This window comes from Psychrobacter cibarius, from assembly GCF_904845955.1.
Taxonomy (GTDB): domain Bacteria; phylum Pseudomonadota; class Gammaproteobacteria; order Pseudomonadales; family Moraxellaceae; genus Psychrobacter; species Psychrobacter cibarius_B.
The window spans coordinates 463,549-480,482 of the sequence record NZ_CAJGYX010000001.1; the positions used below are offsets into that span (position 1 = coordinate 463,549).

10 protein-coding genes are annotated in these 16,934 nt (G+C 43.0%); 6 read left to right on the plus strand and 4 right to left on the minus strand.

The features are described 5' to 3' along the window. Window positions 1-31: 31 nt before the first annotated feature. The gene (locus JMV76_RS01825; protein ID WP_201501398.1) at window positions 32-1,360 is read right to left on the minus strand and encodes a S1C family serine protease; all 1,329 of its coding nucleotides are present in this window, start codon (window positions 1,358-1,360) and stop codon (window positions 32-34) included. Between the two features lie 315 nt (window positions 1,361-1,675). Here JMV76_RS01825 and JMV76_RS01830 point away from each other — a divergent pair, with 315 nt between their 5' ends. Further along, on the plus strand, window positions 1,676-2,509 hold the full coding sequence (locus tag JMV76_RS01830; RefSeq protein ID WP_201501399.1) for a Nif3-like dinuclear metal center hexameric protein: 834 nt from the start codon (window positions 1,676-1,678) through the stop codon (window positions 2,507-2,509). Window positions 2,510-3,575: 1,066 nt separating this feature from the next. Beyond that, a complete protein-coding gene (locus JMV76_RS01835) occupies window positions 3,576-4,784 on the plus strand; it encodes a transglycosylase SLT domain-containing protein (protein WP_201501400.1) in 1,209 nt (402 codons plus the stop codon). Window positions 4,785-4,923: 139 nt separating this feature from the next. On the opposite strand, the gene JMV76_RS01840 is transcribed toward JMV76_RS01835, so the two are convergent. From JMV76_RS01840 to JMV76_RS01850, 3 genes are all read right to left on the minus strand, one after another. Continuing rightward, window positions 4,924-7,923: a LysM peptidoglycan-binding domain-containing protein gene (locus tag JMV76_RS01840; protein WP_201501401.1), complete on the minus strand. Its 3,000-nt coding sequence runs from the start codon at window positions 7,921-7,923 to the stop codon at window positions 4,924-4,926. Window positions 7,924-8,273: 350 nt separating this feature from the next. After that, window positions 8,274-8,771, minus strand: coding sequence for a nuclear transport factor 2 family protein (locus tag JMV76_RS01845; RefSeq protein ID WP_227690019.1), 498 nt, complete (start codon window positions 8,769-8,771; stop codon window positions 8,274-8,276). A gap of 442 nt (window positions 8,772-9,213) precedes the next feature. Continuing rightward, a complete protein-coding gene (locus JMV76_RS01850) occupies window positions 9,214-10,497 on the minus strand; it encodes a hemolysin family protein (protein ID WP_201501637.1) in 1,284 nt (427 codons plus the stop codon). Between the two features lie 552 nt (window positions 10,498-11,049). Here JMV76_RS01850 and yajC point away from each other — a divergent pair. The 4 genes from yajC (at window position 11,050) to JMV76_RS01870 (ending at window position 16,848) form a co-directional block, all read left to right on the plus strand. Next, a complete protein-coding gene (gene yajC / locus JMV76_RS01855) occupies window positions 11,050-11,379 on the plus strand; it encodes a preprotein translocase subunit YajC (protein WP_045446152.1) in 330 nt (109 codons plus the stop codon). Window positions 11,380-11,963: 584 nt separating this feature from the next. Next, window positions 11,964-13,841 carry a protein translocase subunit SecD gene (gene secD / locus JMV76_RS01860; protein WP_201501402.1) on the plus strand — a complete coding sequence of 626 codons (1,878 nt, stop codon included), beginning with the start codon at window positions 11,964-11,966 and terminating at the stop codon, window positions 13,839-13,841. A 9-nt stretch (window positions 13,842-13,850) separates the two neighbouring features. Then, window positions 13,851-15,113, plus strand: coding sequence for a protein translocase subunit SecF (secF, locus tag JMV76_RS01865; RefSeq protein WP_201501403.1), 1,263 nt, complete (start codon window positions 13,851-13,853; stop codon window positions 15,111-15,113). 313 nt (window positions 15,114-15,426) lie between these two features. After that, window positions 15,427-16,848, plus strand: a complete 1,422-nt coding sequence (locus tag JMV76_RS01870; protein ID WP_201501404.1) for an MATE family efflux transporter — start codon at window positions 15,427-15,429, stop codon at window positions 16,846-16,848. Window positions 16,849-16,934 lie beyond the last annotated feature (86 nt).

Below are 16,934 nucleotides of genomic sequence, written 5' to 3' on the forward strand. Positions count from 1 at the left end.
TTGCTTAAGTTTTAGGTGATGAAAAATGGCATTACAAAGGCGCACCATCTCTTTCAAACAGCTGCAACAGCTCTTCACGCATACGGTCACGCTCGGCTTCTGACATCATCGGCACGTCTTGTCTCTCACCTTGTAGATTTGGATCTTCTATACCACCAACATTTTCATCAAGAATCACAACCGGACGTTCCATCGGCTCTTGTGCTGGACGCTCTTCTAACAGTATTTTGACCTGGGCATTTTTGCCACGGCGTAATATTTGCGCATTCAGCGTGGTATTCGGTGCTTTACGAGCGACATACTGAATCAAGGTATTGGCATCCGTCATCTCAACGCCGTCAATCGTCAAAATAATATCGCCGATACGCAGACCACTCTTAGCGGCAGGACTCTTAGGAACGACATTAAGCACTTCTACCCCAGTCGAGGTTTCAAGCTGCGTTGGGTCACGTAACTGTGACTGTATCTCAATCCCCAACCAACCACGGCTCACCTTACCATCTTTGATAATGGCATTCATCACTTGCTCAACGATAGCCGTAGGAATAGCAAAACCGATACCCATAGAGCCGCCAGAGCGTGAGTAAATGGCCGTATTAATACCAATTAATTCACCATAAGCGTCAACGAGTGCGCCGCCCGAATTACCTGGGTTAATCGCTGCATCGGTCTGAATAAAGTCTTCAAACTTGTTGACCCCCAGCCCAGTACGTCCTGTCGCCGAGATAATCCCTTGCGTTACCGTTTGACCGACACCGAACGGATTACCAATCGCTAATGCGACATCGCCAACTCGGATAGGTTCTTTACGGAAACCAAGTAGTGCCAAACCGGTCATATCTACTTTAATCACTGCCAAATCACTGTCTGGATCTGTGCCAACGATTCTAGCGCGGCTCTTACGACCATCATTAAAGGCGACCGTAATTTCATCGGCTTTTTCAATCACATGGGCATTGGTCACGATATAGCCATCTTCTGAGACAATCACCCCAGAGCCTAAATTGGTATTGCCCTGCTCTTCTGACGGAGCACCATGGAACTCAAAAAAGCGGCGCAACACAGGATCATTCATATAAGGATGCTCTGCCATCGTTTGCGTGGTGTAGATATTCACGACTGATTGTGAGGCGCGAGCAACCGCATTATGATAAGAAGAAATCGCTGCGGGTGTATCAGAAACCGGTGCTGACGCTTGCTGCTCAGCAGGTGTGGTTCTGGGCGGCTCCCATGCCTGCTCTGATGCCGTCTTCATACTCGCAAACAACCAAATAAATGCGGCAATCACGACTAGCAATAAAACCCAAGGTAACCATTTTAATACAGACGCCTTGCTGCTGGTGTTCCGAGATGACGACATATAAAACCTCTATAAATTTGATACAAACAGACGAAGATGAATAAGGTGAGAAGCATGGTATATATTAGGACGCATTGAGTAGCATTTATCAAACGTTTACAGCCCACTAGATGGTTATTTTTTTGCACTATCTATACGGCAAGCTTACATGTATAATTTAAAACCGCCAATACTACCCAGTTGTAACGTATCGTGTACCATTTCAGTGAGTAGGATTGTCTATCCTACTGTAGCCACATGTTAAAATACTCATTATCAAAATCCGCATCTCAGCTATAGATACTTGCGCCACTGAATCAATTATAAGGGAATACCATGACTACACACAATATCTCAACCGAGCCCTCAAATACCGCCATTACCGTTCAAGCGCTGACCACATTTTGTGATGACTATTTATCAGCAGATGCTTTCAAAGATTATGCCCCTAATGGTTTACAAGTAGATGGGGGTCGACCTATCAAACGCATCATCACTGGTGTAACGGCTTGTGAGGCGTTGATTGATGCGGCGATTGCTGATAATGCAGACGCCATTATGGTGCATCATGGTTATTTTTGGAAAGGCGAACCTGCCCCCATCACTGGTATGAAAGGTCAGCGTATCCGTAAACTTATGCAGCATGGTATCTCTTTGATTGGTTATCATCTGCCGCTCGATGCCCATCCCATCATTGGTAATAATGCCAAGCTGGCTGAGGCATTAAACATGACCGTTATCGGCGCTTTATACCCTAGTGAGTCGCATCCCGTTGGTAATATCGCCACTTGTACCCCGCAAAATGCTCAAAGCCTCATTACTCACATTACTCAGACGCTAGGACGATTGCCATTGCATATCTCTGCCAATTATAGCGCACCGAATAGTACAAGCGCTCATATCGATAATAACAGAATTATCGAACACGTGGGCATTTGTACGGGCGGCGCACAAGATATGATCGAACAAGCTGCATTGATGGGCTGTGACGCCTTTATCTCTGGCGAAATATCAGAACGTACCACCCATATTGCCCGTGAGCTGGGCATTGATTATTTCGCTTGTGGGCATCACGCGACAGAACGCGGCGGTATTCAAGCACTCGGTCACATAGTTTCTCAAGCATTTGGTATACCCGTGACCTTTGTAGATATTGATAATCCTGCTTAAACTGTGCCCTCAACTCTACTCATAGCTATCTAAATTTAGAATAATTTTCAGAAAAAAAAGCTAATAATAAGCAGTATGGTTGCCCAGTATGCATGATTTTTACTGCTTCAATTTTCAATGGTGTACCAATAACAAGGGCATTTTTAACCGTCTATAGCCCAATTGTTAAGTTTTATCGCTAATTTCTTAACCACACTTGAATAATCCAAGGAATATCCGCATATTAATATCCGAAGAAAGAATGTCTTGTCATGAGGCTTCCCATTTATTACAGCTTCCGGTTATGATACTTAAATGAGTATAACCGCCTAAAATCTCACTATGTTGTATAGCTATTGAGTTCATATAGATAGCGAGGTTTTGGTCGGTTTACTAATAGACACACTATGCGTGATATATTTTCAGCAGCATAGTCTATCTTGATTTAAGTGTCGCGATACTGGGTTAGCAACCGCTGATTGATAGAATGTTTGAGTAAATTTTCTATCATTTTTTTATTATTAATGAAAATAGCGACTTGCTTACCCTTATTGCTGGACAAAAAATTAATCACTGTTGACTCTATTACAAATGATTTAAAGAGGACATGGTCATTAATATCAGCATAGAAAAGCTGAATGCATAAGCATCCCGCTCATTTTATGTTTTTGTCTCAATAACTTAGTTCATGACCTTACCTATGTTTAATATATAGTTGTTTTATTCTTAGCCCCATCTACGCATCGATGAAGGAATCATCCGATTTATATCCTTCTCGGTGTTGTGCGTTCATCATTTTGTATTGATACTTTATATCGATGTTTTATATTGATATTTTGAGAGATTTTTTTAGCCCTCTTACCTGATACGCCGAATACGCCAGTAGATAACCAACTAATTAAAAACTGCACCGCTACATCTGATAAAAATTCATTAGCGGCACTATTATTAAGCAAGACGACGACGCACTTATCTTATTAAGAAGTGCGTGGTTGTCTAAAATGCAACATCGATGTATGACCACTTTATAAGCATACACTCGTAAGCATTTTACGGTAAGTAGGATGGCTAAAATCAGGAGACATCCATGCAGCGTATTACTTATCGTGTGAAAGTATCTGCGCAAGGGGCTAGACGCCGTATTTCTTATTTACTGCGTCCATCTAAACGCCTACCGAACACTAAAAGTAACATCGTTTCATCCGTTACCCCAACGACATCGAGTCGTTTTTCTAGAACCAAAAAGCTTGCGCAAGTTTCTAGTATCGCCCTTCTCTCTTTACCTGCTGAGAGTCTGACGACGATGCGTGCGCCAGTGCCAGCCTATGATAACGTCATGCTAGAAAGCACGTTAACCATCGCTGCCGTCCCCGGTGACAGCACTTATTTTGCGACTGACGGTTTTCAACATGGCTTTGGTTTTGATTTGGTACGTACTTATGCTGACGAGCTTGGCGTTGATATCGACCTAAAAGCGTATGCCAATGAAGAAACTGCCTTAAAGGCGCTGAGATCGGGCGAGGTAGACATGGCATTGACAACGGCCAGTACACAGTTAAAGAGCAAGTTTAACTTATCCTCTATCAACATCAGTTGCGGCTATGACGCCAGCTTAACAAAGAATGGTTTACATCCAAAAGTCAGTTGGACGTTCAATTCATCCAATGACCCATTATCACAAAAAGCCAGTTACTTTTTATGTGACAGCATTAAGCTGAAAAACACACAAAAACTTGCTGCCTTTTACAATCAAAACTTGCTGAAAGACGCCTATAGCCAAGATCATTTCCAAAAAACGTTGACCGAAAAACTGCCTGATTATCAATCGTCTTTTGAAGAGCAAGCACGCAATTATAATCATGATTGGGAATTATTGGTGGCCATGGGTTATCAAGAATCACACCTTGATGCCAATGCCGTATCACCGACGGGCGTGCGTGGGCTTATGATGTTGACCAATAATACAGCCAAAGCAATGGGCGTCTCAGATCGCGTCGATCCCTACCAAAGTATCGGCGGCGGCGCGCGTTATTTAGAGCAAATGAAAGCTGACTTTGCTGATGTGCCAAAGACAGATCGTATTTGGTTTGCGCTTGCCGGCTACAACATGGGACCAAATGCAGTAAAGAGTATTCAGCGTAAACTGCGAGATCAGGGTATTGATGATAAAAGCTGGGCGAACGTTTATGCGTACTTAGCTGACAATAAAGCTGCCAATAGTCGTTATGGTCAAGCGATGCATTATGTTAGCAATATTAGAAGTTATCTTGAGACTATCAAAACTCAAACCGTCTAGTTAATAAGTGCTATTAGATATTTTGAGAATTGAATTTTATAGATAAAAAAAGCTGCTCTTATAAAGAGCAGCTTTTTTGTGCAGAATGATCTGTCTTAATCGTATTTACTTGGCTATTATTTCACTAAGCCACTTACTCTTAACGATTAGGTACGGTCAGGCGCTGACCGCGCTGTAGCATCGTATCCGCCGCGATATTATTCATCTCAGCCAACTCTTGCGTAGAGACGCCATATTTACGTGCTAAGCCAATCAAACTGTCTCCTGACCCAACGGTGTAACTCACTGTGAGCTTTGGTACTTTAAGCGTTTGCCCACGCTGTAATTGGGCATTGGTCGCGAGATCGTTGGTCGCAGCCAAGTCGTCTATCGAAACACCAAATTGACGTGCCAAAGCAATCAAACCATCACCAGATTTAACTTTATAGCTCTCGGTGTTGCCCAATTTTTTGCCACTGCTCGCTGTGCTAGTCGCGGCAGTGCTACTAGCCGAACTACTGCTTTGGTTATTGCTACTAGAGGTCGTTACAACGCTGCCACTGGCAGGAATCGTAATCGTACGACCGAGTATCAAATTAGAGTTGGTTTTCAGGTTGTTCGCTGTTGCCAAGTCACTAAGACCGATATTATAACGTTGCGCCACGCCTGTTAACGTATCGCCTGATTTTACTTTATAACTGACAGTTTTATCATTTAGCTGACGATCAACCAATCCTTTAGACACAGGTACTTTGATGGTTTGACCACGTTGTAAGCGTGCTTTTGCATCAAAGTTGCTATTCACCGCCGCAAGCTCAGCTGGACTGATACCCACGCTATTGGCAATGCCGATCAAAGTATCGCCAGATTTTACTTTGTAATTGGTGGTTGCCACCGAACTTGAGCTGCTGTTACGGCTACTAGAGCTTGAGGTGTTTGCTGCATCGAAATCGACACTTGCAGGTACTTTTAGCGTTTGACCAACATATAGTGAGCTTGTAGTGCTCATATTATTGAGGCTGGCAAGTGTATCAGTTGATACATCGAACTGACGTGCGAGAGCAATCAAGCCATCGCCCGCTTTTACTTTATAGTTCTTAGTAGCGGTGCTTGATTTACTTGGCTTGGTCGAGGGAGCGGCAGGTGTGGTCACTGGCGCAGTCACCTTACCTGGTATCAGCCATAGCTTTTGACCACGTAGTAGATCCGCTCTACTACTCAAATTATTGTAGGTTGCCAACTGAGTCACCGATAGACCAAAGCGGTTAGCAGTACCTATCAGCGTATCGCCGCTTTGTACTACATAGCTCTCTGGTTGGCTTGCCGCGGCATTGTTAGCTGTGCTCAACGGTTCGATGGTTTTTGCATTATATAAGTATAAGGTACTGCCTGATAGCAGCTTAGAGCTGGCATCTATTTGATTCCATTCAGCGATATCACGCCAACTGACACCCGCACGGCTGGCGATATTAGACAAGGTATCACCACGCTTGACGCTATAAGTGGTACGTGTACCTTGCGGTTTTGGCTTGCTTACTGATGTTTTTGCAAAGCTAAGCTTTTTCTCTTCGCCACTGGCTTCTAGAATAGACTGCTGTGTCTGTACTGCGGATAAATTAATATTACCATCAGCATTGATCACATTGGTTTCAGGCGTGTTACTGCGAATTTGATTGGCAATAAAATCACGCTCTTCTTTGCTCAGTGGTGGTTCTTGGACAATCGTATTGTTCTGTGTAATTTGAGCAGAGGTGGTCGGTAGACTGTTGCTGCTTTTTAGCTCAGCATTGATCTTATTGGTTTCTGCCGTACTCAATGGTGGCTCAGTACGCACTGAGGCATTATTACTGTAGACAGAGCTGCTAGTAGGCGTGACTGACGGAGATATATAACTGGTCGTTTGCTGCGGCACACTAGCGCTCGCAGCATAATCAGCCAAGGCGCTACCTGTCGATGGTAATGAGGAGCCAGTATAGGGCTTATTATTATAGCTTGGCGTCGTGGTCGTGCTACTTGGTGTGCTTGTATTACTCGATGCCAGTATATTGCCCGTACCATTGCCTCTCAATGAGCTCAATTTAACATCGGTATTAAGACTCACATCATTAGGAATAATAATACGCTGGGGACCAGAAGAATCTACACGCCCTGACGTTAAGGCCGTATTTAGCCTTTCTAATTCGTCGTAGCTCACGCCTGTCATTTGCGCAACTTCAGCCAAGCTCACGCCATAGTTCACTGGCACACTACGGAAATGCTGACGGTTGGCGATGGCTGGCAAGTAGACACCATATTGCTCAGGCTTGGCAACAATTTCTGCTACCGCCAAGAAACGCGGCACGTAATTCATCGTTTCAGTAGGCAATCTCAGAGACCAATAATCTGTCGGTAAACCCTGAGCTCTATTAGCATCAATGGCCTTTTGCACGCGACCAGGACCGGCATTATAAGCGGCTAATGCTAACTCCCAACTGCCAAACTGGTTATGTAGTGCGGTCAAGAAGTCATAAGCGGCGCGAGTTGATTCGATGACATCACGGCGACCATCATAGGTACTGCTTTGATTCAAACCATAAATACGACCCGTACTTGGAATGAACTGCCATAAGCCTGCTGCTGCCGCACTACTAGTACCACTTGGATCATAAGAGCCCTCAATAACAGGCAACAAAGCCAGCTCTGTCGGGATATTACGACGCTCAGCTTCTCGTACAGTGTGATAGATAAAGCGACTGGCACGTGCAGTTAAACGGTTTAAATAGTCTTGTCGACTGGAAAACCAGCTTTTTTGCCCTTCAATACGCTGATTATAAGTCGGCTGACCGCCATTCATACGATAGCCAGCACGTAAGCGACTCCATAAATCACCATACTGCTGAATAGCAAGTTTGTTGCCTTCCACCATAGTCATGTCAGTGGCTTCGAGTAAATCGGCTAACTCATCCAAACTATCTGCATCTAAATATGCCGTTGAATAGTCCGTACTGCTGCTTGCTGCAGGCGCTTTAGTAGCTGGACGTTTAGTAATAATAGATGAGCTATTGGTCGCACCCTTTTTTACCGCTGACGTATTGCTACAAGCACTGATAAGTAGAGTTGATACCGCAAGCGTCAATGGCAACGCAATAAATGAGCGAGATTTTGATAGCACAGTAGACATGATATTGGAAGTTTCCTAACGACAGAAAGTGATAAGATAAAGTTGCTTGCTAGTATAGTATGCAATGTGAAGCAAAGACCAGTCTAATATAAAAAGATAATCATCATAAGTTGAGTTAATTTTTAGACCTCTCACGAAATGCAATCAATCATTTAATTATTCAACATTGTGAATCTGTATGGCTATTTATGATGGAATACTTAGCTTTCGAAGAGCCTAATTAATGCACTATGTTTTTTGATTACCCACTGATCAAGACGTTTCTTAATCAATGCTCATCCATTAATACCTAATTGTTGATAATGCCTAATTGCTGACTAGCTAGTACTGAGTTATTAATCGAGTAACAATTAATTAATCGTTACTTGTGATACGGCTCGTAGCAGCACCGCATTACCAGTCGATAACGTCAGCGTCACTCTTGAAGTGGTGACAAATGAGACATTTTTACCATCTTTTACCCAGCTCTCATTGGTCGTTACATTGGCTTTGGCCTGATCGCCCGTAATAACGATATTATCCACAGAAATATCAAAACGGTAATTAGAGGTGTTATTCCAACTATTTTGCAACAACTTCAAATAAGCATCTTTATCTAAACTGGTCGACTTACCTTTTCTAGATAATGAAATCAGTGCATCGTCAGAGACAAGACGGGCGACCTGATTGACATTTTGGCTATTCGCTGATGACTTCATTGCTGCTATATAGTTCTGCACCAAAGCTTCGGTCATGGCTGCCGCTTGCGCACTGATACTCACAGTACTTACAACGGTCACTACCGCCGCCACGCTGGCACTTTTTAGCAATAATGCCAAAAGCCCTTTTCCCCATAATCGTTTCATCATAATCCTTAGCAATGCTGTTATCGTTGTTGCCATCTTTTGATGACTAACGTTTTTTATTGATTAAATATAGTAGTCGCTTATTACTCATTAACATCATAATAAATGAAGCGAGCACTGGTTAGCATGTGCCCTCTTCATTGTACTTGTAAAAAATATCTGTTTAATCATCACCTACTTATTAATGATGACAGCGTACTTTTACCATAGAGTGAGACTATCATTCAATTCTCACAGCTATGTGACACCCTGTGTAATTATTGCGAATACTAAAATACCAACCATATGGCACAATTATTTCTGAAAATATGAGTCACTGCCCATCGTTATCATAAATAAAAAATATACTAACTGAGCCACTTACGCAGTACACGACTCAGTTTTCGCCCTAATTTTAGGTCGCTTTCTGTCAATCCAATCTCAATTTAATAAGCCAAACGGAATCTTACTTAGCGTCCGTACTATTATCTTCGTATTGTTGTTCATCATCACTAAGCTTCATACCCAATCGCTCTACTCGTCTGTCCATCATTTGTCGAGCCAGTGCTTGCATGTCTTCGACGCGGTCTATTTCATCCACAATCTCAAGTCCCAATAAAGTCTCAAACACATCTTCTAAAGTAACCAAACCTTTGACCTCACCATACTCACCGACTGTAATCGCAATATGAATACGGTTTTTTAGCATCAGCTCTAACAAATCAAACAGTTTCATTTTTGAAAAAACAAAAGTAATGTCACGTTTAAACTGAGTCAATGGCTTGTGCATCGCATGATTTACTTTTGCTAATAACATGTCTGTTTTTAATACAAAACCTGTGATGTTATCCAAGTCACCATCATAAATTGGCAGTCGTGAAAACGTCAGTTTTGGGCGATCAACCAATAATTCAGCGACTGTTTTGTTTTCTTCAAACGCCAACATCACCGAACGCGGGGTCATGATATCTTCGACTTTAATCGCACCAAATGCCAGTAAATTGCGAATAATGCGCGATTCTAATGGGTCAATCTGTCCTGACTCTTCACCGATACTGGCAAGTGCCGCAAATTCACGACGACTGAATGCTTGGGGTTCTTTGCCACGTACTAGCAATTTGGTTAACTTTTCTGATATCCAAATAAGTGGATACAACAGCAGAATAATGCCTCGAACGAAATAAGCGACCATACCGCTTAGTTGACGCCAGTACAGTGTCCCAAGTGTTTTTGGAATAATTTCAGATAAAAACAAAATCGCCAATGTCATAATGGCAGAAAACAGTCCAAACCATGCACTACCAAACACAATCGTGGCTTGGGCACCAGCACCGATAGAACCTAATGTATGAGCCACTGTATTCAAAGTCAAAATAGCCGCTAATGACTGATCGATGTTATCAACCTTTAAGCGTCTTAGCATATTTGCTTTTTTCGGATTGCTTTCTTGAACATCAGCGATATAAGACGGCGTCATGCTCAGTAATGCAGACTCAGCCAATGAACAGACAAACGAGATACCGATGGCGACAACCACAAAAAGTATGAGTAATAACACACTGATCGCTGTCGGCTCTGCTAAAGCATCAGCGGCAAAAGCTGGATATGGCAATAGCAGCATCGCCATCAGCGCTGATAACCCAGCAATTGAATTGGTACGACTAAGACGCTTTGAATAGCATGATGTCGGAGGAGGTTTAGCAGACGCTTCTTTACAAGCGCGCGGACGACATAGACGAGGTACAAACATAAAAGTGGTAAACAAGTTAGGTAACCTAAACAGAAAAAAAGTAAAAGGGATGATAATATAATGAGCAAACGATACTAAATCGTTAAAGGCAAACAACAAAACAGACATGATTAATTAGCTATTAGTTATCTGCAAAAACGATGGTAACTCGCTGCTCAAAACTGATTTAGCAGTATATAATAGGATCTATTATATACTAATAAACCGTGTGCTAAATGCAGGGAATTATTGCCATTTGATAGTAGCATTGATAATGCCATTTCACAATAAGACGCTATTGTTAAGTCTTTGTTTTTTGATATCCTTAATCATACCTTTTGCTACGCTACTACTACCTAGCATCCATTCGCTGCTTGAATTTTGTTATACTCTCAGCGCTTCGGCGTCACTTATATGAGGTGGCAAAAATATCGCCGCAAAAAGTAATGACCGCTAGCATGCCATTACCTTAAGAAAAACATACTCAGCCTATTATTAACAGTTACCAAGTCTGGGATTTTTTGTTACTATGCGTTTAATTTTATTATTATCTATGACTTACTGAGAGAAATTATGTTGTTATTTATCCAAGCTGCCCATGCTGCACCAGAAGCTGCTGGTGCGATGTCACTATTTAGTCAAATACTATTGCCTGTTGCTTTTTTTGCGATTTTTTACTTCTTAGTCATTCGTCCACAGTCTAAGCGTACCAAAGAACATCGTGCCATGGTCAATGCATTGACTGTCGGTAGCGAAATCATTTTTGCTGGTGGTTTGATGGGTCGTATCAAAGCCATTGAAGGTGACTATGCAGTGGTCAGCCTAAACAATAATACTGATGTCAAAGTACAACGTGCTTCTGTTATTTCAGTGTTACCTGCTGGCACAATCGAAAGCGTTTAATGATTGATTGAAATATTAGTCGCGTTTTATTGATGATTACTAGGGCATGTCCTCATTTTAAAAATGGTGGTAAAAATGAAATAAATTGCTGTTAAACAAGGAAAGCAGCTTAAATAATATCGAGATATTAATAAGCTATTTGACGATGTTTGGCAAAATTTAGCCATTTTTAGCCCATTTAGAGGATAATCGATTGAATTGAGGACACGCCCTCATCTGTCATTAATAAATATAGTGATTAATACAGTGCCTAAGAATGACCGTACCTTATTTACGGTCATTTTTCGCTATAGAGCAATGATGTAAAAACAGTCCCATAGAGTATAGACAATTTATGTTTATGCTTTTGACCATGCTGTCTTTATTGATTTTATCAGTGATATTTTGCTGACTATATATTTTTGATGACTATATAAAGATACGTCTGTATTATTTGCTCTACTGTTTTACTATCATCGCGGATGATCGCAATGGTGCATGATAACGACTGCTAGATACAGCACTCAACCATTGCTATCGCTAACTTCCCATCTGCTAACTTGTGGCCTACGTCGCCAGTCGTTTATCAACCTAAAGAAGTGATTATGCAATATCCCGCTTGGAAATACTTACTTATTGCCGTCGTGCTAATCATTGCCGGTCTATATGCTGCTCCTAACCTCTATCCTGATGAACCTGCCGTGCAGATTACAAGCGCCGCTGCAGGTACACAGCTGTCTGAAGGTATCTTGACTGAGTCTCGAAGCTTGCTTGAAGAGGCTGGCATCAATAACCACGATGGAACCTTTGAGGGCAACAGTGCACTGGTACGTCTTGACAATCCAGTCGATCAGCTCAAAGCTCAGGAAGTACTGCGTCAAAACTTGGGCGAAGACTATGTCGTCGCGCTTAACTTGGCGCAAACGACGCCGCAGTGGCTACGTGATATCGGGGCAAAACCGATGAAGCTCGGCCTTGATTTACGTGGCGGTGTGCGTTTTGTACTAGAAGTCGATATGGACAAGGCGCTTGAACAGCGTTTGACCAGTGCCAGTCGTGACATGCGTCGCGAGCTACGTGCCGAGCGGATTGCGATCAAAGGCATTAAGACCGAAGATCGAAGTGTGGTATTACATTTCGCTGATACAGATGCTCGTAACCGTGCACAGAATGTTTTGCAAGGCTCAATGGGCAATACGTTTAGCTTGCAATCCTCTATTGATGAGCAAGGTCCTGCACTGATTTTAGCGTACAACGATGCAACGCTTGATGAAATCAACAGCTATGCGGTCAATCAGAACTTGACCACCCTTCGCAATCGTATTGCTGAGCTTGGTGTGACTGAAGCTTTAGTACAGTCTCAAGGTGCTAGCCGTATCGTCGTCGAGCTTCCTGGCGTACAAGATACTGCTGAGGCAAAACGTGTCTTAGGGCGCACTGCAAACCTTGAGTTCCGTATGGTTGCTGAAGACAGCGAAAACTATACGGGCGGCATCCCTCCAGCGGGTACCGAAGCTTTCCCGTTTGAGACGCTTGATGGTCCGCCGGTACTGCTTGAACGTCAAGCGATTGTCACTGGTGATAAAGTCACCAATGCTCAAACTGGTGTGGATGAAAGCGGCTCTCCTGAAGTGAGCATTACTTTAGATAGTGCTGGTGGTAAGCTCATGCAAAATGCCACTCGTACCGCCGTTGGCAAACAGATGGCCGTGTTGTTCATCGAAAACAAGCAAAGAATCACTTACGAAGAAGATCCAGAGACTGGCGAAACTGTCGAAGTTAGAACGCCTTATGCTGAGACTAAAGTCATTAACCGTGCCAATATTCAAGCGGTCCTTGGCTCCTCTTTCCGTATTACTGGGCTAGATAGTAGCGCGGAAGCTGCCGAGCTTGCACTATTGCTACGCTCAGGCGCACTTGCCGCACCGATGTACTTTGTAGAAGAACGCACTATTGGCCCATCATTAGGTCAAGACAATATTGATAAAGGTCTATTCTCTACGCAAGTCGGTTATCTATTAGTGTTTGCGTTTATGATTATCTTCTATCGTCTATTTGGCGTGATTGCCAACGTGGCGCTGGCCGTGAACGTTATTATCATCATTGCTATTATGTCAATCTTAGGCTCTTCACTTACCTTGCCTGGTATTGCTGGTATCGTTTTGACCATCGGTATGGCCGTCGATGCCAATGTACTGATCTTTGAGCGAATACGTGAAGAGCTAGCAAACGGGGTACGACCCAAATCCGCCATCGTGGCAGGTTTTGATCGAGCCTTTAGTAGTATTTTCGATGCCAACATCACCACCCTATTGATTGCTTTTATTCTATTTGCAATTGGCACGGGTCCGATTAAAGGCTTTGCGGTTACATTGGCTATTGGTATTGTCAGCTCACTATTTACCGCTATTATGGTGACACGGGCGCTGGTACAGATTGCTTATGGTAAGCGTAAATCTATCAAACGTTTGAGCATCGGTTAGGAGAACATTATGACGATTGATAAGAACAATCCTTTAGAACAGCAGAATAATCCAGATCGAGATGGTTCAAGTAGCTCAAATGTTGAGGCAAGCACACACCGCCGTAAAAAACCACGCCGTGATGGGAAAGGTAGTAATACTAAAGCCAATAACCCAACTACCGCTAAATCAAAAAAAGGCAAAGCTCTGAGCGGCAGTAAGGATGCGGGTAAAGACAGTCAAGCACTGACCACCCAAGCAGCCAATCCTGAGATAGAATCGGGTGATGCCGCTGATGATGCGGCTGCAATCGCTGAAGGCGGTATCAAAGCCGTTGGCAACCAGCGTATTATTCCGTTTATGAAGATAGAAAAGCCAATGGCACTTTTATCTCTATTGATGGTTATTGGTAGTATCATTGCAATTGCAGTAAACGGTCTAAACTTAGGACTTGATTTTACGGGTGGTGTGTCCGCAGATGTGCGTTACGAGCAGCCTGTTGAGCAAGTTGAAGTCGTACAAGCATTGGCCGATAATGGCTTTGATGATGCCGTGGTACAGTATCTTGGTACGCGAGAAGAACTCCTCGTACGCTTGCCACCACAGTCTGATAACGTAGACGGCCTAAATAGTAGCCTGACTAAAGCATTAACCCTGCCTAATAATAATGTTGAAATCAGTAACGTTAATATTATTGGCAGCCAAGTTGGTAATGAAATTTATCTAAACTCAGTCATGTCACTGGTATTAGCATTGGTCTGTATGTTGGGCTATGTTGCCTTACGTTTCCAATTTAAACTCGCTCTTGGTGCGGTATTATCGCTGTTTCATGATGCTATCGTGACCATTGGTGTTTTTGCGTTATTTGGTTTCCCATTTGACTTAACCGTCTTGGCGGCCGTCTTGGCACTGGTTGGTTATTCTATCAATGATACAATTGTTGTGTATGACCGTATTCGTGAGAATTTTCGTCGTGTCCGTGGTATCACACCTCGCCAGACCGTTGACCTGTCTTTGACCGAAACGTTGCGCCGTACCATTATGACCATTTCCACTGTTTTACTGGTCGTACTTGCCATGCTATTCTTAGGCGGCGATGGACTGTTCTGGTTCTCAGTAGCGCTCTTCATTGGTCTGCTTGCCGGTACTTACTCATCAACGTATATTGCAAGCTCGATTCCATTACGTATGGGTCTATCACGCGATGACTTTATTGTGAAAGTAAAACCTGAGTTTGAAGAAGAAATTGTCACTTTCAATGATCCAAAAATGTTTGAACAAGACAATGCTTAATAAATTTTATACTTTCTAAAGCTAATCGCTAGCTAAGATAGTATTTAAGCAAGCATCAAAAAAAGCACCTGACTCGTGAATAATGAGTCTAGGTGCTTTTGTCTTTGTAGCTATTTTTGCCTTGAATATCACACTTGCTAGAGCTAACTCCATTTAAAACAGAGTCAAGGCAACAAAGTACAAATATATAAGCCATACTTCAAGTAAAGTTAATGCCGTAACGCCTTTATAGTGAATTGACTATACGGTAATGTCATAGCGTTAATGACATTAACTCTGTCCTTCTTGTTTTTCATCGATAAACGAGCCAAAAATGTCAATGACCGCCTCGCCACCTAGTGCTATGCCACCGATTGATACTCGCTATACACGTATCATTGCTATTGCGTTGCCCGTGTTATTAGCCAACCTAGCAATGCCACTACAAAGCGTCATCGATACCGCGATTGTGGGTAATATGAATGACACGGCTAAACTTGCCGGGATGGGCTTGGCGATACAATTATTGTCTTTATTGCTCGTGAGTTTTAACTTTTTACAATATGCCTCGTCTGGGCTATCGGCTCAAGCGCTAGGACAATCGCTCAATCATGTTGATAATTCTACTCATATCACAAAATCGTCAACCCCAACCCCATCACCCCTACTATCAATCTTGCAACGTGCCCTATTATTAGCGTTTGCTATCGGCAGCATTCTGTTACTGGCAAAGCCTTGGTTGATAGATTTTGGCTTGCAAGCCCTATCAGCCAACCCCGACAGTGGGCAAGCGGCAAAGACTTATTTGGATGTACGCTTTTGGGGCGTCATCGCTGAGCTAATGAACTTTGCCTTCATTGGTTGGTTTGCTGGTCAAGGTAAGACTCGCTACATGCTTTACCAGCAAGGCTTTATCGCCATGCTGAATATCGTTCTGACCTTGTTTTTTGTCTATGGGATGCAGATGGGCTTGGTTGGGGTGGCGTTAGGAACCACTATTGCCTTTTGGCTGGGCGTGATACTAGCGTTGTGGCTCAGCCGTCAGCATTTGCAAATATCTTGGCAAGCCTTATTCACTGCCGACAAGCAACATTTTTCTAAAGAAAAAATGCTTAGGCTATTTTCATTAAATAAAGATATTTTTATCCGTACTCTGATCTTGACGTTGAGTTTCGCTTGGATTACCCGCTTGTCGGCTCAAAGTGGTGACGTCATCCTAGCCGCCAACGCTATTTTGCTTCAAGTATTAAGTATCTCAGCCTTTGCTCTTGATGGCGTGGCGGTATCGGCTGAGACGTTAAGCGGTCAAGCAGCAGGACGACGGGATTGGCCACGTTTTCGTATTATCGTCAAGCGCACCGGTATCGTCAGTTATGGCCTAGCGATAATGTTAAGTGCAATATGGTGGCTGGCAATGCCAACATATTTGCAATTTATGACCAATATCGAGTCCGTTTTTACGCTGGCATATGAGTACCACCTTTATGCGGTATTACTACCTCTCGTTGGCGTTGGTGCCTATTGGCTAGATGGTATATTTTTTGGCTTAACTGCCGGTAATGTGATTCGTAACGCAGCTTTGATACTCGCCGCTATCTTTTTTCCACTCAGCTGGTTGCTCTACCAACAGTGGGATATGACTGGTATTTGGCTAAGCGTGTGGTGTTTGTTATTACTTCGGCTGATTATTTTGGGTGGCTTCTTGTACCGAGCTCATCAAACAGCCAGCTATGAAAAGCTCCAGCCGACTGTGTAATGTTCTTTAGATCAAGTGTGTTTTTGCTAGGATACTTTTGCTACTACTCGGGCTTGACTTCATTTTAAAATCAGTTTTCCAACATT

Excerpts from the sequence above, each read along its gene's own strand:
- JMV76_RS01825 (WP_201501398.1), bottom strand. The coding sequence starts at position 1,360 with ATGTCGTCATCTCGGAACACCAGCAGCAAGGCGTCTGTATTAAAATGG.
- JMV76_RS01830 (WP_201501399.1), top strand. The coding sequence starts at position 1,676 with ATGACTACACACAATATCTCAACCGAGCCCTCAAATACCGCCATTACC.
- JMV76_RS01840 (WP_201501401.1), bottom strand. The coding sequence starts at position 7,923 with ATGTCTACTGTGCTATCAAAATCTCGCTCATTTATTGCGTTGCCATTG.
- JMV76_RS01870 (WP_201501404.1), top strand. The coding sequence starts at position 15,427 with ATGTCAATGACCGCCTCGCCACCTAGTGCTATGCCACCGATTGATACT.
- secD (WP_201501402.1), top strand. The coding sequence starts at position 11,964 with ATGCAATATCCCGCTTGGAAATACTTACTTATTGCCGTCGTGCTAATC.
- JMV76_RS01835 (WP_201501400.1), top strand. The coding sequence starts at position 3,576 with ATGCAGCGTATTACTTATCGTGTGAAAGTATCTGCGCAAGGGGCTAGA.
- JMV76_RS01850 (WP_201501637.1), bottom strand. The coding sequence starts at position 10,497 with ATGTTTGTACCTCGTCTATGTCGTCCGCGCGCTTGTAAAGAAGCGTCT.
- secF (WP_201501403.1), top strand. The coding sequence starts at position 13,851 with ATGACGATTGATAAGAACAATCCTTTAGAACAGCAGAATAATCCAGAT.
- yajC (WP_045446152.1), top strand. The coding sequence starts at position 11,050 with ATGTTGTTATTTATCCAAGCTGCCCATGCTGCACCAGAAGCTGCTGGT.
- JMV76_RS01845 (WP_227690019.1), bottom strand. The coding sequence starts at position 8,771 with ATGATGAAACGATTATGGGGAAAAGGGCTTTTGGCATTATTGCTAAAA.